Origin of the sequence: Enterobacter asburiae (assembly GCA_011754535.1) — a bacterium.
GTDB classification, from domain to species: Bacteria; Pseudomonadota; Gammaproteobacteria; order Enterobacterales; family Enterobacteriaceae; genus Enterobacter; species Enterobacter cloacae_N.
In genome coordinates this window covers 4,223,950-4,244,280 of sequence record JAAQVN010000001.1, presented here as the reverse complement: position 1 = coordinate 4,244,280, position 20,331 = coordinate 4,223,950, and the positions used below count along the sequence as shown (strand labels likewise).

Here is a 20,331-nt window from a genome sequence, read left to right as displayed (position 1 = left end):
TTTGTACTCTTGTACTGGTACAGTGCGTCACACTAAAATGCAGAACCGCATGATTAACTGGAGACAAGGCTGTATGGCGACACTAACCACCACCCAAACGTCACCTTCGCTGCTTGGCGGCGTGGTGATCATCGGCGGAACCATTATCGGTGCCGGGATGTTCTCCCTGCCCGTGGTCATGTCCGGTGCGTGGTTCTTCTGGTCGCTGGCGGCGCTGGTCTTTACCTGGTTCTGCATGCTTCATTCCGGGCTGATGATCCTTGAAGCAAACCTGAATTACCGCATTGGCTCCAGCTTCGACACCATCACCAAAGATCTGCTGGGCAAAGGCTGGAACCTGGTGAACGGCCTTTCCATCGCGTTTGTGCTCTACATTCTGACCTACGCGTATATTTCGGCGAGCGGCTCGATTCTTCATCATACCTTTGCTGAAATGTCGCTGAACGTTCCGGCGCGTCTGGCCGGACTGTGCTTTGCCCTGGGCGTGGCGTTTATCGTCTGGATGAGTACCAAAGCGGTGAGCCGCATGACGGCCATCGTGCTGGGCGCTAAGGTCATCACCTTCTTCCTGACCTTCGGCAGCCTGCTGGGGCACGTCACGCCCGCCACGCTGTTTAACGTCGCGGAAGTGAACACCTCCTACACGCCGTACCTGCTGATGACGCTGCCGTTCTGTCTGGCATCGTTTGGCTACCACGGTAACGTGCCGAGCCTGATGAAGTACTACGGCAAGGATCCGCGCACCATCGTGAAATGCCTGGTCTACGGCACGCTGCTGGCGCTGGGGCTGTATGTGATTTGGCTGCTGGGGACGATGGGTAACATCCCGCGTCCGGAATTTATAGGCATTGCGCAGAAGGGCGGTAACATCGACGTGCTGGTGCAGGCCCTGAGCGGCGTGCTGAACAGCCGCAGCCTGGATCTGCTGCTGGTGGTCTTCTCCAACTTTGCGGTGGCGAGTTCTTTCCTGGGCGTTACGCTTGGCCTGTTTGACTACCTGGCGGATCTGTTCGGCTTTGATGATTCCGCGCTTGGGCGCTTCAAGACCGCGCTGCTGACCTTCCTGCCGCCGATTGTGGGCGGTTTGCTGTGGCCGAACGGCTTCCTGTACGCCATCGGCTATGCAGGACTGGCGGCAACCATCTGGGCTGCGATTGTGCCGGCGCTGCTGGCGCGTAAATCACGTCAACGCTTCGGCAGTCCAAAATTCCGCGTCTGGGGTGGAAAGCCGATGATTGCCCTGATCCTGGTGTTTGGGGTAGGTAACGCGGTGGTCCACGTGCTGTCGAGCTTTAATCTGTTGCCGGTGTATCAGTAAATCGTGCGGCCTGATCCCCTCACCCCGACCCTCTCCCGAAGGGAGAGGGAGAAAACCGTAGGCCGGATAAGGCGAAGCCGCCATCCGGCAAAAAACTACCCCACCAACTCCTCTTTCACCTGCATCGCCAAATCAAACGAGTGCAAGCGCGCCTGGTGATCGAAAATCTGGCCGTTAACCATAATTTCATCCGCCTGCGTTTCACGCAGCACCGCTTCCAGCCCGTGACGCACTTTTGCCTTATCGCCCACCAGCGACATGCTCAGCGCCTGCTGCACGCCGTACTGCTCGGAGGCGGACCACAGCTGATGCATATTCTCCACCGGCGGCGGAAGCTGGCCCGTCTCACCGCGACGCAGCTTCACAAACGCCTGTTGCATTGAGGTAAACAGGAATTCCGCGTCGCGGTTGCTGTCGGCGGCAATGATGTTGATGCACACCATCGCGTACGGCTTCTCCAGACGCTCGGACGGTTTGAAGTTCGTGCGGTAGAGATGCAGCGCCTGATGCAGCATATCCGGCGCGAAGTGGGAGGCGAACGCAAACGGCAGCCCCAGCTGTGCGGCGAGCTGTGCACTGTAGAGGCTTGAGCCTAACAGCCACACCGGGATCTTCTCGCCGTAGCCCGGTACCGGGCGCACGTGTGGGTTCGGATCGCGTGCGTCGAACCAGTCCACCAGCTCGGCCACGTCGCGCGGGAAGTTGTCGATATCGCCGCTCATATGGCGGCGCAGGGCGCGCATGGTCGGCTGATCGCTGCCCGGCGCACGGCCAAGACCCAAATCAATACGCCCCGGATAGAGGGTATTCAGGGTGCCAAACTGCTCGGCAATCACCAGCGGGGCGTGGTTCGGCAGCATTACGCCACCGGAGCCCAGGTGCAGGGTGGTGGTATTTGCTGCCAGATAGCCAATCAGTACAGAGGTAGCGGCGCTGGCGATGCCCACCATATTGTGGTGCTCGGCCAGCCAGTAGCGGTGATAGCCACGCTTTTCGGCGAGCTGAGCCAGATCGAGAGAGTGCGAAAAGGCTTCTCGCGCGGAGGAGCCTTGTGGGATCGGCGCCAGATCCAGCACCGAAAACGGAATGGTTTTGTCAGTCATAACAGCTCACTTTGTCGACGGTCAATCTTTAATACTGCATTAAAAAATGATAACCGTTGTTAACAAAGTGAGCCTTTTTTAGGCCTGAAGTTCCAGCCCGGCCAGACGTTTCCAGTAACCGTTGCAGTCGCTGTTTGCCGTCAGCGGCAGCGGCGACGCGCCGTTTTCGTTGGCGCGGAAGGCGTCCAGCATCGCGAACACGCTGGTATCCAGCGGCGACAGGCGCACCATGTCCACCAGCCCGTCCATCGACGCCAGTTCGTTGCCGAGGTTATAGACATAGCCGCTCATGGTCTGAATGCCGTTCAGAACAAATACCTGCTGATTTTCCTGCGACAGCATGCTGCGCCCGTTCGGGTATTTGATACAGCAGGTTTCACATTCGTCTTTCGGGCGGTCTTCCGAGCGCGCGGTAAAGCAGCGAGCGGAGTAGGCTAGCGGCAGATGGCCGTAGCTCAGCACTTCCACTTCAAACTGATGGCGAATGCCCAGCTCGTCGCACTGGTTCAGCAGGTTTGCCAGCCAGTCGCGGGAGAGCTCCACCGGCATACACCAGCGTGTCATTCCCTGTTTGAGCAGCAGGCGCAGGGTGACGGCGTTATAGCAGTTCAGCGCATGGCCCGCGACAAACGGCAGCCTGCGTTCGGCGCACATGTTCACCACGCCCAGATCGCTCGCTTCCAACAGAAACTCGCCGTTTTCGACGTAGCGCTTCAGCTCTCCCAGTTCGGACGAGGCCTGCACCAGCGCGAGCGTTGAAAGCACCACCTGTTTGCCGCTCCCGGCCAGGCTTTTCGCCATATCCAGCCAGTCGCCCACTTTGGTGGCGCGGCGTTTGCTGCACACCGCCTCACCGAGGTAAATCACATCGGCGCTGCTGGTGGCAGCCTGTTGGTAAAAATCTTCCAGCGTCTCTTTTGGCCAGTAGTAGAGCACCGGCCCTAATGAATATTTCATGGTTATCTCACTGCCATTTACGGTGATACGCGCCAAGCGTGGTTTGCGTGCCTTCGGACATCGATCCGAGCGTCTCCATCCACGCCGCTTGCGGGGCATAGTTCTGCGGGTCCGCCATGCAGCGGTCAATGGCCTGACGCCACACTTTCGCCACCTGGCTCACATAGGCCGGGCTGCGCTGGCGACCTTCAATTTTCACCGAGGCAATATTGGCGGCCAGCAGCTCCGGCAGCAGCTCCAGCGTGTTAAGGCTGGTGGGCTCTTCCAGCGCGTGGTAGCGCTCGCCGTCGACCAGGTAGCGGCCTTTGCAAAGCGTCGGGTAGCCCGCGTTTTCACCGTCCTGATAGCGGTCGATCAGCACTTCATTCAGACGAGACTCCAGTCCCTGAGGGGTCTGCTGCCAGCGAACGAAGCGGGCAGGGGAGCAGGCCCCGACGGTATTCGGCGATTCACCGGTTAAGTAAGAAGAAAGATAGCAACGGCCTTCTGCCATGATGCACAGGCTACCAAAGGCAAATACTTCCAGCGGCACTGGCGTGACGCGAGCGAGTTGCTTAACCTGATGAATAGAGAGCACGCGCGGCAGCACCACGCGGGCTACGTCAAAGTTTTGATGGTAAAAACGCACCGCCTCTTCGTTTGTGGCAGATGCCTGAACAGAGACGTGGCGCTCAATATGCGGATAGCGTTCTGCCGCATACTCAAGCATGGCGAGGTCGGCCAGGATTAACGCATCGGCACCCAGCTGTGCTGCCATATCCACCGCGCGCTGCCAGCGGGCGTAACCGTCAGGATGGGCAAACGTATTGATGGCAATATGCAGCTTGCGGCGGTGCTGATGAACGAAGTTAACGGCTTCCTGAAGCTTTTTCTCCGTAAAGTTGAGGCCAGCAAAATGGCGGGCGTTGGTGTCATCTTTCAGCCCGATATAGACCGCATCGGCCCCATTTTCGATGGCCGCCTTAAGCGCCGGAAGGTTTCCGGCAGGGCAGAGCAGCTCCATAAATTATCCTGATGTAGTCGATAGCAAAATTGTTAACGAGCTGGGATTTTAATTAACCCATACGCGACAATTTTTGATTTAAGGCAGCTAATGGCGTATTGATGGCACCAATAATGAGGTACGTCGGACGACGGTTTGTTGATTTACGCCGCTATGTTGCGCTTCGGATATGGCAAAATAGCGGGACTATAGCTATCAGGGAGTAAAGCTCGTGCTGGATAAACTGCGTTCACGTCTCGTACAATTCGGTCCATCAATGCTGAGCGTGCCGGTCAGGCTGGCGCCGTTCGCGCTTAAACGGCAGGTACTGGAGCAGGTCCTGAGCTGGCAGTTCCGTCAGGCGCTGCAGGACGGTGAACTGGAGTTTCTGGAAGGCCGCTGGTTAAGCATTGAGGTTCGTGACATCGGGCTGCGCTGGTTTACTTCGGTTGAGAACGACCAGCTGATCGTTCGTGAGTCCGCCGAGGCGGATGTGAGCTTTAGCGCCAACGCCAGCGACCTGCTGATGATTGCCGCGCGCAAGCAGGATCCGGATACGCTCTTCTTCCAGCGCCGTCTGGTGATTGAGGGCGACACGGAGCTTGGCCTGTACGTTAAGAATTTAATGGATGCCATTGAGCTGGAGCAGATGCCGAAAGCGCTGCGCGTGATGTTGATGCAAATGGCAGATTTCGTTGAGGCGGGGCTGAAATCCCCGCCGGACAGTAAACACACTTCAGTAGGTGAGCCATGCTGATTCGAGTCGAAATTGGGATTGATGCACCGGGTATCGATGCGTTATTACGCCGCGCTTTTGAGAGCGATGCGGAAGCCCAACTGGTCCACGATCTCCGTGAAGACGGCCTGATCACGCTGGGGCTGGTTGCCACCGATGACGAAGGTCAGGTTGTCGGCTATGTGGCCTTCAGCCCGGTGATCGTTCAGGGTGAAGATCTTCAGTGGGTGGGCATGGCACCGCTGGCGGTAGATGAAAACTACCGCGGGCAGGGCCTGGCGCGCCAGCTGGTCTATGAAGGGCTGGACTCGCTTAATGAGTTTGGCTATGCCGCCGTGGTCACGCTGGGCGATCCGGCATTCTATGGCCGTTTAGGCTTCGAGCAGGCCGCGCATTACGATCTGCGCTGCCGCTGGCCGGGTACCGAATCCGCCTTCCAGGTACATCGCCTGGCGGATGATGCCCTGAATGGCGTAAATGGTCTGGTGGACTACCACGACCATTTCAATCGCTTTTAATCAGGCTCTCGCGTAGCGCCTCAAAGGAGCCGTCTCCGGTTACGAGGCGCTCTTTCTGGCGCTTCGTCAGCTGCTTAATGCGATACTCCAGCCTGAGCGCCAGCGATCTGTCCCCCACGGCGGCGGAAAAAGCCAGCTGCAGTTCGCCTTTCCCCCGCAGCGCTTTTGCCCCTTTTCCCGTTTGATGTTGTAAAAAACGCCGCGCCACATCGGTGGTGATCCCGGTGTAGAGTGCGTTATCAGCGGTTCGGACAAGATAGAGAAACCAGCACACAGTAAACAGATTCAGTATGTTAAGGTGAACGCACCATAGCATGAGAGAGAACGAAAATGGAAACACTGGCCGCCATTAACCGCTGGCTGGCGAAGCAGCATGTTGTCACCTGGTGCGTCTACAACGAGGGTGAGATGTGGTGCGCCAACGCCTTTTACTACTACGATCCGGAGCGCGTCGCATTTTACGTCATGAGCGAAGACAAAACGCGTCATGCGCAGATGACCGGTCAGCAGGCAAAAGTCGCGGGCACGGTAAATGGCCAGCCGAAAACGGTCGCGCTGATCCGTGGGGTACAGTTTAAAGGGGAAATCCGTCGCCTGGACGGAGAAGAGAGCGACGCGCGTCGTAAGCACTACACGCGCCGCTTCCCGGTTGCCGCTGCGCTAAAAGCCCCGGTGTGGGAAATCCGCCTCGATGAGCTGAAATTTACCGACAACACCCTGGGCTTTGGCAAGAAGCTGCACTGGTTACGCGCCGAGCAGGCGTAGCGCTTCGCGGTTAAACGCCGGAAGATCGTCCGGTGTCCGGCTGGTGATCAGCTGGTCGTTGTCATTGACCACCTCCTGATCGTAAAACTCGGCCCCTGCATTTTTCAGATCGATAACGATCGGTTTCACGGCGGTAAGCTTACGCCCGCGAACAACCTCCGCGCTGATGAGCAGCTGCGGGCCGTGACAGATGGCAAAGACCGGTTTGCCGGTAGAGACAAAGTCCCGGGTAAAAGTCACGAAGCGCTCGTCCCCGCGCAGGGAATCCGGTGAATGGCCGCCTGGCAGCAGCAGGGCATCGAAATCTGAGGGGCTAACGTTATCGATGGTTTCATCGATGGTCACGGTCGCTTCACCCTTATGGCCTTTCACCGTTTTGCCCGCCTCTTTCTCAATGGTAATAACCTCGTGTCCCGCCTTGCGGAACGCCTCTGCAGGAGAGGTGAATTCTGAATCTTCAAACTCGTCGGTAATCAAGACTGCGATTTTCTTGCCCATGCTTCCTCCGTTGTTTTGGCTTCAGACTGATTTTTCTCCGCTTGTGGTAAATACTTACCTGTAACAGACTTCTAAGTGTGGTCGACCACGCTGAGTTCGCAAACGGACAATTCTGTAAAGGGGATAAGATGAGTCAGGTACTGATTACAGGCGCAACCGGGCTGGTGGGCGGGCATCTGCTGCGGCTGCTGATCCAGGACCGCCATATTAACTATATCGCCGCACCGACGCGTCGCCCGCTGTTGGACATCTCCGGCGTCTTTAACCCGCATGACCCCCAGCTCACCGACGCGCTGGCGCAGGTGCAGGACCCGATAGATATCGCCTTTTGCTGCCTGGGCACGACGCGGCGTGAGGCGGGCAGTAAAGAAGCCTTTGTTCATGCGGACTACACGCTGGTAGTGGACACAGCCCTGACGGCGAAAAAGCTGGGGGCAAAACATTTCCTGGTGGTCAGCTCGCACGGCGCCAGCACCGGCTCGCCGTTTTTTTACAATCAGGTGAAGGGCAAAATGGAAGAGGCGCTGATTGCCCAGAAGTGGGAGCGTCTGACAATCGTGCGGCCTTCGATGCTGATGGGGCACCGCGACGAACGGCGTTTTAACGAATCCTTTTTCGCCCCGCTGTTTCGCATCCTGCCGGGTAACTGGAAGTCCATTGAGGCGCGGGATGTCGCGCAGGCGATGCTGAAAGAGGCGCTGGCACCGTCGCAGGAGGGCGTCAATATCATCCCTTCGGCAAAACTGCGTGAAATCGCGCAGGGCGAGGCGTAAACTTCTCCGGCTTATTAAATAACACTCTCCGGGGAATGGTATGACTGGTCAGTCTTCATCTCAGGCGGCAACACCTGTCCAATGGTGGAAGCCCGCACTCTTCTTTCTCGTGGTCATCATTGGCCTCTGGTATGTGAAATGGCAGCCGTACTACGGCAAAGCCTTCACCGCCGCCGAAACGCACAGCATCGGTAAATCTATTCTCGTTCAGGCTGAAGCCAGCCCGCTGAAGGCGGCGTGGGATTATGCCATGGTCTACTTCCTCGCGGTGTGGAAAGCTGCCGTCTTAGGGGTGATCCTGGGATCGCTGATTCAGGTGCTTATCCCGCGTAACTGGCTGGTGAAAACTCTCGGTCAACCGCGCTTTCAGGGCACGCTGCTGGGCACGATTTTCTCCCTGCCGGGCATGATGTGCTCCTGCTGTGCCGCACCAGTTGCGGCGGGTATGCGCCGCCAGCGTGTATCCATGGGCGGTGCGCTGGCGTTCTGGATGGGGAACCCGCTTCTCAATCCGGCGACGCTGGTGTTTATGGGCTTTGTGCTCGGCTGGCATTTTGCCGTTATCCGTCTGGTTGCCGGGCTGCTGACGGTGCTGGTGGTGGCGACGCTGGTGCAAAAGCTGGTGAAGGATACTGTCGTCGAACCCGCAGCCGTTGGGCTGGGCGTCAGCGAACCGCAGGGCGGTTTCTTCACTCGCTGGGGTAAGGCGCTGTGGCAGCTTTTCTGGAGCACCATTCCGGTCTATATCCTGGCGGTCCTGGTTCTGGGTGCGGCGCGCGTCTGGCTCTTCCCGCATGCGGATGGCGCGATCGACAACACGCTGATGTGGGTGATTGCGATGGCCGTTGCAGGCTGCCTGTTTGTGATCCCCACAGCGGCGGAGATCCCGATTGTCCAGACCATGATGCTGGCCGGAATGGGCACCGCACCGGCGCTGGCGCTGCTTATCACATTGCCGGCAATCAGCCTGCCGTCGCTCATCATGCTGCGTAAATCTTTCCCGGCGAAAGCGCTGTGGTTGACGGCGGGGCTGGTGGCGCTGAGCGGGGTGATTGTCGGGGGTATTGCGTTGATGTAAAAAAGCCCGGTGGCGCTCGCGCTCACCGGGCCTTCAGTCAGGTGTGGATTACTTAATGTAGGTAAACGCGGTGGTGACGTGCTTCACGCCGCTCACCCGGCTGGCGATATCCGCCGCCGCTTTCCCTTCACGGTCGGTCACCAGACCCAGCAGGAACACTTCACCGTTTTCGGTCGTTACCTTCACGTTTGAGGATTTCACCTGGTCTGAGCCCAGCAACTGGGAGCGGACTTTGGTGGTGATCCATGTGTCAGACGACGCGGTCCCCAGGCTGATTGGCTGACCCTGACGGATTTCATTGAAGACTTCTGTGGTGCCCTCAACGCCCATTGCGATCTGCTTAGCGCGGCTGGAGAGCTCGGTATTCGGTGCCTGGCCGGTCAGCAGGACTTTGCCCTGATAAGCCGTCACGTTGATACGCGCTTCTTTCTTGATTTGTTCGTCTTTCGACAGCGCGCTGTTGACCCGCAGCTCCAGCGTACCGTCATCCACCTGTGTGCCCACAGAGCGCGGATCGGTCGCCGCTTTGGTGCCCACTGCAGCGGTACCCACAACGGCCGCAGCAATACATCCCTGAAGCAGTAATGCAGACATAAGGACTGCGAGGGTCGATAAAGCCTTCATAAAAACTCCTTAATCATCCTGGTGAGGGAAAAGCGTGTTATCGATCAAATCGCATAAGCAGTTCACCGTGAGCATATGCATCTCCTGAATACGTGCGCTCCGGTGAGACGGAATGCGGATTTCCACATCCTGCGGCCCGAGCAGACCCGCCAGCTCACCGCCGTCGTAGCCGGTTAAGGCGACGATGGTCATGTCGCGGGTAACGGCGGCTTCAACGGCTTTGACGATGTCCCGGCTGTTGCCGCGCGTGGAGATGGCCAGCAGCACATCGCCGGCGTGCCCCAGGGCGCGCACCTGCTTCGCGTAAATTTCGTCATGCAGACGATCGTTAGCAATCGCTGTTAAGACCACATTATCGGTATTAAGTGCAATGGCAGGTAAACTCGGGCGTTCTGTTTCAAAGCGATTGATCATGCTGGCAGCAAAATGCTGTGCGTTGGCGGCTGAGGTTCCGTTGCCACAACAGAGGATTTTGTTGCCGTTAAGCAGGGATTGCACCAGCGTCATTGCAGCGCGAGAGATCGCGTCCGGAAGGGCTTCCGCCGCGGCAATCTGAGTCTGGATGCTTTCTGTGAAGCACACTTTAATTCTTTCGAGCACGTTATCCCTTTTAAATCTTAATTATGCGTCTTCGCCAAAAGCGTTTTTAAGCCATTCGATCTCATTTCCGGTGAAGGCTATCACATCGAAACGGCAATCCACAGTATCAAAGCTCCCATTATGGTGGGCAAGCCACAAGTGGGCAGTCTGTAATAATTTATGTTGTTTGGCGAGCGTCACGCTGGCGGCAGCACCGCCAAAACGGGAAGACTGTCGAAAGCGGACTTCTACAAACACAATCACCTGACCGTCTTTCATGATCAGATCAATTTCGCCGCCGCGCCCGCGGACGTTAGCGGCGATAAAGCGCAGTCCTTTGCCTTCAAGCCAGCGACGCGCTTTTAACTCCCACGCATCGCCGGTCTCTTTACGGCTTAACTGGCCGGGACGATTTGCCCCTGCTGGTATTTGAGCCATGATAACTTCCTGTTAATCACGCAGTCCTGCGTCGCGGTCAGATCGCCGGTGTTGCCGTTAAGCTCAAAGCCCGGCACCTGACGCATCTGGGTGAAGTGGTTCGCCAGCGCCCATGCATCGACGCCCATCGCATACAGACGCGCCAGAGAGTAGTCGTTACGTACGGAGCTTAGCGCCTGCTGCATCAGCGCCGGGTTGCTGCCCGCCAGCATTGGAATTTCACTGTACTGCAGGCCGTCCATTTCCAGACGAAAATCCGGGCCCGCAGTACCTTGCGCGCTGCGGGAGCTGGCGTAGAGCGTTGCGCCGCTCTGGCTGCCGTTACGCATCGCAATCATCGGTTTGATAAAGGCGATCTCCTGCGGCGTGGCAACGATATAGGCTGCATCCACTTTACCGCCACCGCTAATCTGCGCGTCGGTAGGTGGGGCAGGGATGGTCAGCCCGCCAATGGTCACGCTCTGCTGCTGAGGCAGGCTGGCGGAAACCGGGCTGCCGTTAAGCGCGATACCCGCCCCGCCGTTGACGCCCGCACGCAGTTCAGAGACGGAACCGAATTTCTGCTGCAGCACGATGCCGCCGCCCAGCTTCTGCCACTCGTCGGCAAAGGCATTAGCCACGCGATCGCCAAGCGTACTGCGCGGGATCAGCAGCAGCGGAGCCTGTTTACCCTGCTCGTGGATATGACGCGCTGCATCGCGGGCTTCATCTTCCGGAGAAAGCGCGAAGTAGCAAATATTGGCCCGGTTCTGAACCTGCTCCGGCTGGTTGAGCGCCAGCACGTTCAGCGTGGTGTTGCTCTTCATCAGCTCTTCCACGTTATTTTTCAGCAGCGGGCCGACAACGATGCTCGCCCCGTCCTGCTGAACCTGCGCCAGCACCTGATCGAGCGGTTTCGAACTGGTGTCGTAGATTTTCAGCTCAGCGCCAGGATTCGCGCTGGTGGTCGCCACGGCCTGCGGCTGAGCGGCAGGTTGGGATGCAGGTTGTACAGGCTGCTGTTGAGGCTGTTCTGCTGTTGCCTCAGGTGCAGGCGTCGCTTGTGTCTCAGCCGGAGGCTGTGCCGCAGGTGCTGCTGTAGCTGGTGGGGTAGTCGGTGCGGTAACCGGGTTTTGCATTGTGCCCTGCGCCGGCGTTTGCGCCGTGGTCAGGTCACTGGTCTCTGCGGCGGAGGGGCTGACAACGTCGTTTACGTTGGCCGCCTGGGCCGCCTGTACCGGTACCGCACTGCCCGTCACCGGCGAGGTGCCGTTTTTCGCCGCTTCAAAGCCCTGTTGAATCGTACGGCCAAACACGGCCGCCTGACCATTTAGCGGCAGAAGCAGCGCGATTTTGCTGGTCGATGCTGGCTTAAAGTTCTGCACGTTTACCAGCTGGGTTGGCAGCATTTTCGCCCCCGGGTTCTGCGGGTAACGGGTCTGCCAGTCGGTAATACCGGCTTTCAGCATTTTTGGATCGCTGCGGTTGTTAAACCACATCTGCTGCAGATCCAGCCAGCCCTGCAGCACGTTTTCGTCCGCGTTGATGACCAGCGCCTTTGCCTGATCCTGGGTCATCGAGGCAAGTGCCTGCCAGGTGGCATCAATGTTTTTCTGCTTGTCGGCCCCGGCGAGCAGCGGCTCCTGGGCAATCAAGGCGCGCAGCAGGGTCAGGGAAGGACGCCCCTGTTCTGCGGTGATGCCCGCCTGCCAGAAGCGCGCCTGCTGGTTTTTATCCAGCGCGCTCAGGTCGATGCTCCCCAGGATCTTTTTCGCGCTCTCATAGTCTTTCTGCGCGACCTTCAGCTCGGCAGAGAGCAGGCTCTGCTCAAGACGCTGGGTATCGTTAAGCTCTTTCGGCAGTTGGCCGAACAGCTCGGCAGCCTGCTGGGTTTTGCCCTCTTTCAGCAGTGCACGAATGGCGAGTAATTGCCAGTTGATCCTGGTATCATTTGTACTCTGCGACATTTGTTGCAGATAAAAGCCAGAATCAGCCTGAGCGGAGCCCTGAAGATGGGCGGTGCTCTGGTCAGGTGCCTGGGTGCCACAGCCTGCAAATATCAGTGCTGCGAGCAGAAGCGGCACGCTGCGCGTGGCTTTTTTTCGAAGAAACGTTAACGGTACCATACTGTATCCAGTGATTTTTTTTACGCAATGCTCAATATTAAATCGGCAATACGGACGAAACAATGAAACAACACGAAACGGCAGATAATTCTCAAGGCCAGCTTTATATTGTACCTACTCCTATCGGGAATTTGTCTGATATTACCCAACGTGCCCTCACTGTATTGCAAGCTGTTGATTTAATTGCGGCTGAAGACACCCGACACACCGGTTTACTGCTGCAACATTTCGCAATTAGCGCTCGATTGTTTGCTCTGCACGATCACAATGAGCAACAAAAAGCCGAAACGCTGGTGGCGAAGCTGAAAGAGGGGCAGAACATTGCGCTGGTCTCCGATGCCGGTACGCCGCTGATTAACGACCCTGGCTATCACCTGGTGCGTACCTGCCGTGAAGCCGGTATTCGCGTTGTGCCACTGCCGGGGCCGTGCGCCGCCATTGCTGCTTTGAGCGCGGCGGGTCTGCCGTCCGATCGCTTCTGCTATGAAGGTTTCCTGCCCGCCAAATCCAAAGGCCGCCGCGATGTGTTAAAGGAACTGGAGGCCGAGCCGCGTACCCTGATTTTCTACGAATCCACTCACCGTCTGCTGGAAAGCCTGGAAGATATGGTCACCGTCTGGGGCGAGAGTCGCTACGTGGTGCTGGCGCGCGAGCTGACCAAAACCTGGGAAACCATTCACGGTGCGCCGGTGGGTGAACTGCTGGCGTGGGTGAAGGAAGACGAAAACCGCCGCAAGGGTGAAATGGTGCTGATTGTCGAAGGACATAAGGCGGAAGAGGATGCCTTGCCTGCCGATGCGCTGCGCACGCTGGCGCTGCTGCAGGCGGAACTGCCGCTGAAGAAAGCGGCGGCATTAGCGGCGGAGATCCACGGCGTGAAGAAAAATGCGCTGTATAAGCATGCGCTGGAGCAGCAGGGGGAGTAATCCCCCGCCGCCTGTTTTGCCGGGTGGCGGCTGCGCCTTACCCGGCCTAAAGATCTTTATGTGCCTTTTAGTTAACTGGCATCGCCTCAAACACCAGCGTTTCCAGCGGCTGCAGCGTAATCACCACCGCGTTTTTGTACTCCTCCGGTACGGTTGAATTACTGCCGTACACCGCTTTCAGACTAAACTGCGCCGCGTTTCCTGTCGGGATTTCGAAATCTTTCGCCAAATCCAGGAAGTAGCTTTGCGGCTTATCCGACGGGTTACGCAAGCCGAGAATCGCTTTGTCCTTGCTCCAGGATGCCCAGCCGTAAACCTGCAGCGCGGTTGGATCACCACCAATCCAGTGCGTATCCACCAGCACGCTGGCGTTATCCCGCGACCATTTTGCCGCCTGCGCCAGGGTATCCCATTTCGCCTTGTTCAGCATTGAAGGGGTGATATACAGCTCCTGCAGCTGCGTGCCGGTCGCGAAGTAGCTCCAGACCTGATCGGCAAAATCGCTGTCCGTTTGGACTTTCTCCAGCCCGTAATAGGCATTTTCCGCGCTGACGATCCCGTGGTACATCAGCGAGTTCAGCGGGAACAGCGGGCCTTTGCGCACAATGGAGCGGTACGTTTCCGCATCGCGGTAGGTCATCCACTGCTGTACCGGCGTGCCGGGGCCGTACAGGTTGATGTCATCGCCCTGGCGCCAGATCGAGTCGGCGTAGAACAGCCAGGACGGGCTGGCGTTAGTACCTGTCGTCAGGTTGATAAACAGATTCGGGTTGGCGCTGCGCATGTTGTGCAGCAGGGCGATAGAGGCGTCAAAATCCGAGGCATACGGGCTGCCCTGGATATGCGCGTTGGCATTGCCCATCCCGTCCAGCTTGAATGAGGTAATGTGTTCGTTTTCGATAAGCTTAACGATCTGCTCATTGAAGTTCTTAAAGTAGTTCGGCCCTGACAGCGCCAGCTTCCCGTCGACGGTTTCGAACCCATACTCTTCTGCATGCGAGACGCGCATGTCGCGCGGCTTGTTGTAGCCTCCCCACGGCGAGAGCCACAGTCCGACCGAGCTGTGCAGGCTGTCGGCTTTTTCCCGAACCTTGCCAAAACCGTTGCTGAATGCCGGGCCAAACAGCCAGCGCCCGGTAAGGTCGTCCCAGCCGTCGTCCAGCAGGAAGGCGTCCAGCGTCACGCCGCGCCCGGTAATAAACTCCTTATTCCACTCGTCCATCCGCCCCAGCACATCCTGCTCGGTGTACGGATTGAAAAAGCCGATATCCATCCAGCTGTTGTAGTGCAGATAAGGCTTGTACGGTCGCGGACGCACGGCATCAATAAACTGGTTCACGCTGCGGCGCAGCTGGCTGATTTCCGGGAAGGTGCCGAACCAGGTGGTAAAGCTGACCGGCGTTTCCGGCTGGATCGGCGTTTTCAGCTCTACGTTGAGATTGGTGGTCGCTTCATAGGCGTAAGTGTTAACGATGGGCTTGTCCGGCAAAATAAAGAACGAATCAGCAACGATCGGCGAGCTGTTAATCGCCCCGTCAACATAGGGTGCCTGAGACTGCTTTTTGGTCGGGAAGAAGGTAATTTTCGCCACGTCTCGTGGCTGGCCGACTGCGGCAACGGTGTAGTCGATGCTGGCGTATTTCCCCTTCACCAGGTTCAGCTTCACCGTTACGTTAAAGTCAGGATGGGTAAAGTCGACGACAATTGCGTTGTCCTGCTTTTCGACGTGCTTAATGGTGAAATCCGCGGTGTGGATTTTTGTCTCGTCCGGCAGCGTCAGAAAGAACAGCTCCTGCGGCGCGATGGGGTGGTTCGTTTTCTTGTCTTTTACCACTACCGCTGAACTGGCATCGTCAAACGACAGAGCAATATTGTCGTTATCCAGCGCGTAGTTGGCGGCCAGAGCGCCGTGAGAAACAAACAGGGCCAGCATCGAGAGTGTGAGCACTTTTTTCATCAGGGTAAGATTCCTTATTAGTAATGCTTCAGCATTCGGTTGATGGATTGCTCCAGCCAGTAGCGCTGGGTGCCGAAGTTAATCCGCAGGTAGTTTTCGCCGTTTTGCACGTAGTGGCTGCCGTCTTCAATCACGACACCGGCCTGCTGGGCGAAATGTTGGGTCAACTCTGTGGCGCTGCGGTCGTCGGCGCTTACGTCTATCCAGGCCAGATACGACGATTCCGGGTTCATCATCTTCCACGCCGGAAAATGGGTCTGAATAGCGTCCGCAAGGTAGCGGGCGTTCCCTTGCAGATAGCCGTTCAGCGCGTCGAGCCACGGCAGGCCGTGCTGGTAGGCGAGAATAATCCCCCATACGCCGAACATATTGGGTGAGGTAATCGAGTTCTTCTCAAGCTGCTGGCGGAAGCGCTGGCGCAGCGAATCGTCCGGGATCATGGAGTAGGACGTTTTTAGCCCGCCCAGGTTGAAGGCTTTATTTGGCGACGTCAGCACGATCAGGTTGTCCAGTGCGGCACAGCCCGAGCTCAGACAGCTGACGAATGTGCCGTCCAGAATGTGCTCAGCGTGAACCTCATCGACAACCAGAATCGTGCCGTAGCGTTTACAGAGATCGGAAACCTGGCGTATCTCATCCGCGCGCCAGATCCTGCCCGAGGGGTTATGCGGCGAGCAGAAGAACCACAGTTTTGGACGGTGGGTTTTGAGCTGATCTTCAATCAGATTAAAATCCAGCTGATAGCGGCTTTCCTTCACGCACAGCGGGTTAGCAAGCACCCGCACGCCCTGGCGCTGCGCCGCCATCGCAAACGGATCGTAGACCGGCGTGTTCATCATCACGCTATCGCCAGGCGTGCAGAACGCCTGGACCGTGTAATGGAGCGTGGAGACGGTGCCGTAGGTCAGGGTGATCCACGACTTCTCCACCTCAACCTGATGACGCGTGCGCTGGAAGGCCATCACCGCGTCGTAAAACTCGTCGAAGCACCAGGTATAGCCAAAGGTTCCGTGCTCCACGATGCGCTGGAAACCTTCAATAACGGCCGGTGGAGAGGTGAAATCCATATCTGCAATCCACAGCGGGATAAACCCCTGCGGGACATCACCAAAGCGTGAGCAGACAAACGCATGGTCCCATTTACGACACTTATCGCTTTTACGCTCGATGATTTTGTCGAAATCAAACACAACAACCCCCTGTTAGATTAAGGCTTCAATGCCGGTTTTGACGCTCTGCACCTGCGGGCCGATGATCACCTGAACGCTGTGAGCATCCAGCACCACCACCGACAGGGCGCCAGCCGCTTTCAGCGCCTGCTGATCGATAAGCCCCATCTCCTTCACGACCAGACGCAAGCGGGTGATGCAGTTGTCGAGCGACTCGATGTTCTCTTTGCCACCGAGCGCGCGCAGGATAAGCCCGTGATCGTATTTCGATTTTCCACGCGCGCGGGTGTTGGCTTCGACGGCCTGCTGCGCACCCTGCGCGTCCACCTCACGGCCCGGCGTCTTGATATCGTGTTTGAGGATGTACCAGCGGAAGACGAAGAAGTAGATGGCAAACCAGGCGATACCGACCGGGAACAGCAGATACCATTTGGTCGACATTCCCTGCATTACACCGAAGATCAGCAGATCCAAAACCCCGCCGTCGGTGTTGCCGATGGTGACCCCCAGCAGGGCCATCACCATCAGCGCCAGGCCCGACATTACGATATGGAAGGCGTAAAGCGCGGGGGCGATAAACAGGAACAGAAACTCAATCGGTTCTGAAATACCGGTGACGACGGAAACCAGCACGCCGGAAAGCAGCAGCCCCTTAATTACCGGGCGGTTTTCCGGACGCGCGGTGCGGTAGATGGCGTACGCCACGGCAGGCAGGCCAAAGATAAAGGTCGGCATAAAGCCTTGTGACAGAAACGCGGTAACGTGCGGGCTAAACGGCAGTCCGGCTTTCAGCTCGGCGTAGAAGATATTCAGCGCGCCGGCCACTTCATGGCCGTTGACCATCTCAATGCCGCCTGCCGGCGTGAAGCGTACCATCGCCAGCAGGATATGGTGCAGACCAAAGGGTTTAAGCAGCAGCACGCCTACGCCGTACAGGAACGGTCCGAAAACGCTGGTGCTCTGAATGATATGGCCAATTCCGGCAATCCCCAGCGCCACGTATTCCCACAACAGCGGGATAAACAGCCCGACCAGCGACAGCGTAAGGGCGGTGATAATCGGCACGAAACGAATGCCGCTGAAAAAGGCAAAGGCATCGTGTAACACGGTGTCCTGAAAACGTTCGTGCAGGAAGTAAGTGATTACCCCGACCACGATGCCGCCCAGCACGCCCATCTCCAGGGTCTGGATCCCCAGTACGATCGATTGCCCAACCTGCCTCATGGTGGCGGCGTCGGCAAGCTGGTGGGTGGCGGTCAGGTAGTAGTTGATGCTCATGTTCATCAGCATATAGCCAACGAACCCGGCAAAGGCGCCCACGGCCTTGTTGCGTTTGGCGAGGCCCATCGGGATAGCCATGGCAAACATCAGCGGCAGATAGGTAAAGGCGAACCCGCCCACCATGGCGATAAAGCCAAAGGTCAGCTGCGTTAACTCACCGCCCAGAAAGGGAAAGCTTTTAATAGTGGAAGGGCTGGTGACGGAGCTACCGATACCCAGCAGCAACCCCATAAAGGCCAGCAGAGAGACCGGGAACATAAACGTCTTTCCCAGGCTTTGGAAAAATTCCCACGCTTTCGATTTAAACGACTTTTCCTGTGTCATGTAGGGACTCCTCGGATTTTTAGGATAATGGAAGGCGCTGTCTGGCTTAAGGACGCGCCTTCATATTTGCGAGGCTTATAGTTATTTTTTAGGTATTGACGTAATGCGCGATGGGATCAGGCTTCGGCAGGAAGCAGGAGCCGGTTTGCCGAGCCGCAAACGGCGATCTTGCTTCTGACCACCTCTTTCATGGCGTCCATGCCTACCCGCATGTAGAAGCGCGGATCGTTCCCCTGCGGGTTTTCGGCAAACCAGGCTTTAACCGCGTCAGAGAAGGCAATTTTCAGCTCGGTGGCCACGTTGACTTTGCACACGCCCAGCTCGATGGTGCGGCGAACAAACTCATCCGGCACATCGCTCGCGCCGTGCAGCACCAGCGGCACGGTGACCACTTCACGAATTTCCGCCAGCCGCTGGAAGTCGATTTTCGGACGTTTGGTATACAGGCCGTGTGCGGTGCCGATGGCGACGGCAAGGCTATCGACGCCGGTCAGTTCGACGAAGCGTTTCGCCTCCTGCGGATCGGTGAGGAACGCGCTTTCGGCGTCCACGCTCATGTCATCTTCCACGCCGCCCAGGCGGCCCAGCTCGGCTTCGACGCTGCAGTCGTTGAGGTGGCAGAAATCGACCACCGACTTCACCAGCTTCACGTTTTGTTCAAACGGATAGTGGCTGCCGTCGATCATCGCGCTGCGCACGCCCGCGTTGACCTTGCGGCGTATATCATCCAGCGATTCGTGGTGATCGAGGTGCAGCGCCAGCGGCATGTCGTAGGTGTGGGAGTACGCGCTGCACAGGGCGTAGATCTCTTCCAGCGCAATATGCTTAAAGGTGCCCGGCGTGCCCGCGAGGATCACCGGCGATCGCATTTCGCTGCACGCTTCAAGGATCGCCTGGATCGTCTCCGCGTTGTGGATGTTGAACGCCGGCACGGCGTAGCCTTTTGCCTGCGCGTCCTGCAGAAGATATTTGGTAGAAATAATACTCATGATCCGATCCTCTTAAGCCTGCCACGGGTGAATAACAACGCCCTGCACTACGCGGTTGACCGTCCCGCTGGCGGATGGCGTATCGGGCGTATTGCCTACGCTGAGCGACTGGGTGAGCGCAAAGACCTGGGCATACATCAGGAAGCAGAACGCCTGTTCCATATCGATAAACGGACGTGAAGGTGGCAGCAGAATGTGCGGACCCGCTTCAATGACCGGATCGTTTTCAGCGGCGATGGCGACGACGCGCAGGGCCTGGCGATCGCGGCGCAGCTCGGCCAGCAGATCCAGATCGTACTGACGCGTATACGGATGGCTGGAGATAAACACCACCACCAGCGTTTCGCTATCGACCAGAGACTTCGGCCCGTGACGGAAGCCCGTCGGGGAGTCGTAAAACGCCGCCAGCTTGCCCGCCGTCAGCTCCAGCACCTTCAGCGCCGATTCGCGCGCCGCGCCCTGCAGGCCGCCGCTTCCCAGATAGACGACGCGTTTCCACGGTTCATTGCCAAAGACGCCGTGGCTGAAATCGCCGAGCGTAGTGAGGATCGCCTGACAGCGATCGGCCACGTCGCGGAAGGTGTGGCTATTGATCCTTTGCGGAGCAAACACCGCCAGACAGCTCGCCATCATGGTGGTGATGCTGCTGGTCATCGCGAACCCGCGATCGTGCGTTTCGGCTGGCATCAGCAGGGCATAGGCGTTATCGCTGTCGACGGCGTTCTGGTACAGGCTCCCCGCCTCGTTGCAGGTGATGGACAGGTGGTAGCACTCCGGCACGAACTGGTTTGCCAGCTCGACGGCCGCGACGCTTTCCGGGCTGTTGCCGGAGCGGGCAAACGAAATCAGCAGCAGCGGATGCCCAGGGCTGAAGTAGTCCATCGGGTTTGTGACCAGATCGGTTGTCGGGACGGCAGTGAAGTTTTTCCCGGTGTAGCTCGCGAGCCAGGGAGAAACGATATCGCCGATAAAGGCGGACGTGCCCGCGCCGGTCAGGACGATCCGCAGGTCGTCCTTGCGCAGCAGCGGCGTCAGGAAACTGTCGATCGAAGCACGCAGGTTATCGATGTTGTTGAGCGAGCGGATCCAGCTGGCAGGCTGCTGGCGGATCTCTTCCTCGGTCCAGGTGCCGGTTGTCGCGGCGGTAGTGGTTTGTGGCATAACTCAGTCCTTAGTCGTGTGAATTCCACATCAGACGCTGGCAATCGTGT

The 20,331-nt window shown here is 57.8% G+C and carries 21 protein-coding genes; 7 read left to right on the top strand and 14 right to left on the bottom strand.

Features of this window, described 5'->3' with window-relative positions:
- Nucleotides 1-73 precede the first annotated feature (73 nt).
- The gene (gene mtr / locus HBM95_20100; GenBank protein ID NIH45212.1) at nucleotides 74-1,318 is read left to right on the top strand and encodes a tryptophan permease; all 1,245 of its coding nucleotides are present in this window, start codon (nucleotides 74-76) and stop codon (nucleotides 1,316-1,318) included.
- A 95-nt stretch (nucleotides 1,319-1,413) separates the two neighbouring features.
- On the opposite strand, the gene HBM95_20095 is transcribed toward mtr, so the two are convergent.
- The 3 genes from HBM95_20095 to HBM95_20085 all read right to left on the bottom strand — a co-directional run bounded on the left by HBM95_20095 (nucleotide 1,414) and on the right by HBM95_20085 (nucleotide 4,381).
- Complete coding sequence (locus HBM95_20095; protein ID NIH45211.1) at nucleotides 1,414-2,421, bottom strand: LLM class flavin-dependent oxidoreductase; 1,008 nt, start codon at nucleotides 2,419-2,421, stop codon at nucleotides 1,414-1,416.
- Nucleotides 2,422-2,499: 78 nt separating this feature from the next.
- Nucleotides 2,500-3,378 (bottom strand): U32 family peptidase, encoded by an 879-nt coding sequence (locus HBM95_20090; protein ID NIH45210.1) that lies wholly within the window; start codon nucleotides 3,376-3,378, stop codon nucleotides 2,500-2,502.
- 7 nt (nucleotides 3,379-3,385) lie between these two features.
- On the bottom strand, nucleotides 3,386-4,381 hold the full coding sequence (locus HBM95_20085) for a U32 family peptidase (GenBank protein ID NIH45209.1): 996 nt from the start codon (nucleotides 4,379-4,381) through the stop codon (nucleotides 3,386-3,388).
- Between the two features lie 211 nt (nucleotides 4,382-4,592).
- On the opposite strand from HBM95_20085, the gene HBM95_20080 reads away from it, so the two are divergent.
- On the top strand, nucleotides 4,593-5,117 hold the full coding sequence (locus HBM95_20080; GenBank protein NIH45208.1) for an SCP2 domain-containing protein: 525 nt from the start codon (nucleotides 4,593-4,595) through the stop codon (nucleotides 5,115-5,117).
- Nucleotides 5,111-5,614, top strand: coding sequence for an N-acetyltransferase (locus HBM95_20075; protein ID NIH45207.1), 504 nt, complete (start codon nucleotides 5,111-5,113; stop codon nucleotides 5,612-5,614). The genes HBM95_20080 and HBM95_20075 overlap by 7 nt, the downstream gene beginning before the upstream one ends.
- Here the strand turns inward: HBM95_20075 and HBM95_20070 are convergent.
- Nucleotides 5,601-5,930 (bottom strand): GIY-YIG nuclease family protein, encoded by a 330-nt coding sequence (locus HBM95_20070; protein ID NIH45206.1) that lies wholly within the window; start codon nucleotides 5,928-5,930, stop codon nucleotides 5,601-5,603. The two genes, HBM95_20075 and HBM95_20070, sit on opposite strands and share 14 nt — an antisense overlap.
- A gap of 14 nt (nucleotides 5,931-5,944) precedes the next feature.
- Here HBM95_20070 and HBM95_20065 point away from each other — a divergent pair, with 14 nt between their 5' ends.
- Nucleotides 5,945-6,379, top strand: coding sequence for a YhbP family protein (locus HBM95_20065; GenBank protein NIH45205.1), 435 nt, complete (start codon nucleotides 5,945-5,947; stop codon nucleotides 6,377-6,379).
- On the opposite strand, the gene HBM95_20060 is transcribed toward HBM95_20065, so the two are convergent.
- A complete protein-coding gene (locus HBM95_20060; GenBank protein NIH45204.1) occupies nucleotides 6,359-6,877 on the bottom strand; it encodes a type 1 glutamine amidotransferase in 519 nt (172 codons plus the stop codon). The genes HBM95_20065 and HBM95_20060 overlap by 21 nt on opposite strands.
- Nucleotides 6,878-7,005: 128 nt before the next feature.
- Between HBM95_20060 and HBM95_20055 the strand changes: the two genes are divergently transcribed.
- Both HBM95_20055 and HBM95_20050 read left to right on the top strand, forming a co-directional pair.
- On the top strand, nucleotides 7,006-7,650 hold the full coding sequence (locus tag HBM95_20055; GenBank protein NIH45203.1) for an NAD(P)H-binding protein: 645 nt from the start codon (nucleotides 7,006-7,008) through the stop codon (nucleotides 7,648-7,650).
- Between the two features lie 40 nt (nucleotides 7,651-7,690).
- Nucleotides 7,691-8,728, top strand: coding sequence for a permease (locus HBM95_20050; protein ID NIH45202.1), 1,038 nt, complete (start codon nucleotides 7,691-7,693; stop codon nucleotides 8,726-8,728).
- 48 nt (nucleotides 8,729-8,776) lie between these two features.
- Here HBM95_20050 and yraP read toward each other — a convergent pair whose 3' ends face one another.
- The 4 genes from yraP to HBM95_20030 are packed head-to-tail and all read right to left on the bottom strand — an operon-like array spanning nucleotide 8,777 to nucleotide 12,474.
- Nucleotides 8,777-9,352 (bottom strand): divisome-associated lipoprotein YraP, encoded by a 576-nt coding sequence (gene yraP, locus HBM95_20045; protein NIH45201.1) that lies wholly within the window; start codon nucleotides 9,350-9,352, stop codon nucleotides 8,777-8,779.
- A gap of 9 nt (nucleotides 9,353-9,361) precedes the next feature.
- Nucleotides 9,362-9,952, bottom strand: a complete 591-nt coding sequence (gene diaA, locus HBM95_20040; GenBank protein NIH45200.1) for a DnaA initiator-associating protein DiaA — start codon at nucleotides 9,950-9,952, stop codon at nucleotides 9,362-9,364.
- Between the two features lie 21 nt (nucleotides 9,953-9,973).
- Complete coding sequence (locus tag HBM95_20035; GenBank protein NIH45199.1) at nucleotides 9,974-10,369, bottom strand: YraN family protein; 396 nt, start codon at nucleotides 10,367-10,369, stop codon at nucleotides 9,974-9,976.
- A complete protein-coding gene (locus tag HBM95_20030) occupies nucleotides 10,327-12,474 on the bottom strand; it encodes a penicillin-binding protein activator (GenBank protein ID NIH45198.1) in 2,148 nt (715 codons plus the stop codon). The genes HBM95_20035 and HBM95_20030 overlap by 43 nt, the downstream gene beginning before the upstream one ends.
- 62 nt (nucleotides 12,475-12,536) lie before the next feature.
- Here HBM95_20030 and rsmI point away from each other — a divergent pair, with 62 nt between their 5' ends.
- Nucleotides 12,537-13,400 carry a 16S rRNA (cytidine(1402)-2'-O)-methyltransferase gene (rsmI, locus tag HBM95_20025; GenBank protein NIH45197.1) on the top strand — a complete coding sequence of 288 codons (864 nt, stop codon included), beginning with the start codon at nucleotides 12,537-12,539 and terminating at the stop codon, nucleotides 13,398-13,400.
- Between the two features lie 67 nt (nucleotides 13,401-13,467).
- Here rsmI and HBM95_20020 read toward each other — a convergent pair whose 3' ends face one another.
- From HBM95_20020 to HBM95_20000, 5 genes are all read right to left on the bottom strand, one after another.
- A complete protein-coding gene (locus HBM95_20020) occupies nucleotides 13,468-15,357 on the bottom strand; it encodes an enterotoxin (protein ID NIH45196.1) in 1,890 nt (629 codons plus the stop codon).
- Nucleotides 15,358-15,374: 17 nt separating this feature from the next.
- The gene (locus HBM95_20015) at nucleotides 15,375-16,547 is read right to left on the bottom strand and encodes a putative C-S lyase (GenBank protein ID NIH45195.1); all 1,173 of its coding nucleotides are present in this window, start codon (nucleotides 16,545-16,547) and stop codon (nucleotides 15,375-15,377) included.
- A gap of 12 nt (nucleotides 16,548-16,559) precedes the next feature.
- Nucleotides 16,560-18,131 carry a PTS maltose transporter subunit IICB gene (malX, locus tag HBM95_20010; GenBank protein NIH45194.1) on the bottom strand — a complete coding sequence of 524 codons (1,572 nt, stop codon included), beginning with the start codon at nucleotides 18,129-18,131 and terminating at the stop codon, nucleotides 16,560-16,562.
- 116 nt (nucleotides 18,132-18,247) lie between these two features.
- Nucleotides 18,248-19,120: a tagatose-bisphosphate aldolase subunit KbaY gene (kbaY, locus tag HBM95_20005; protein ID NIH45193.1), complete on the bottom strand. Its 873-nt coding sequence runs from the start codon at nucleotides 19,118-19,120 to the stop codon at nucleotides 18,248-18,250.
- Nucleotides 19,121-19,132: 12 nt separating this feature from the next.
- Nucleotides 19,133-20,281, bottom strand: coding sequence for an SIS domain-containing protein (locus tag HBM95_20000; protein NIH45192.1), 1,149 nt, complete (start codon nucleotides 20,279-20,281; stop codon nucleotides 19,133-19,135).
- Nucleotides 20,282-20,331 lie beyond the last annotated feature (50 nt).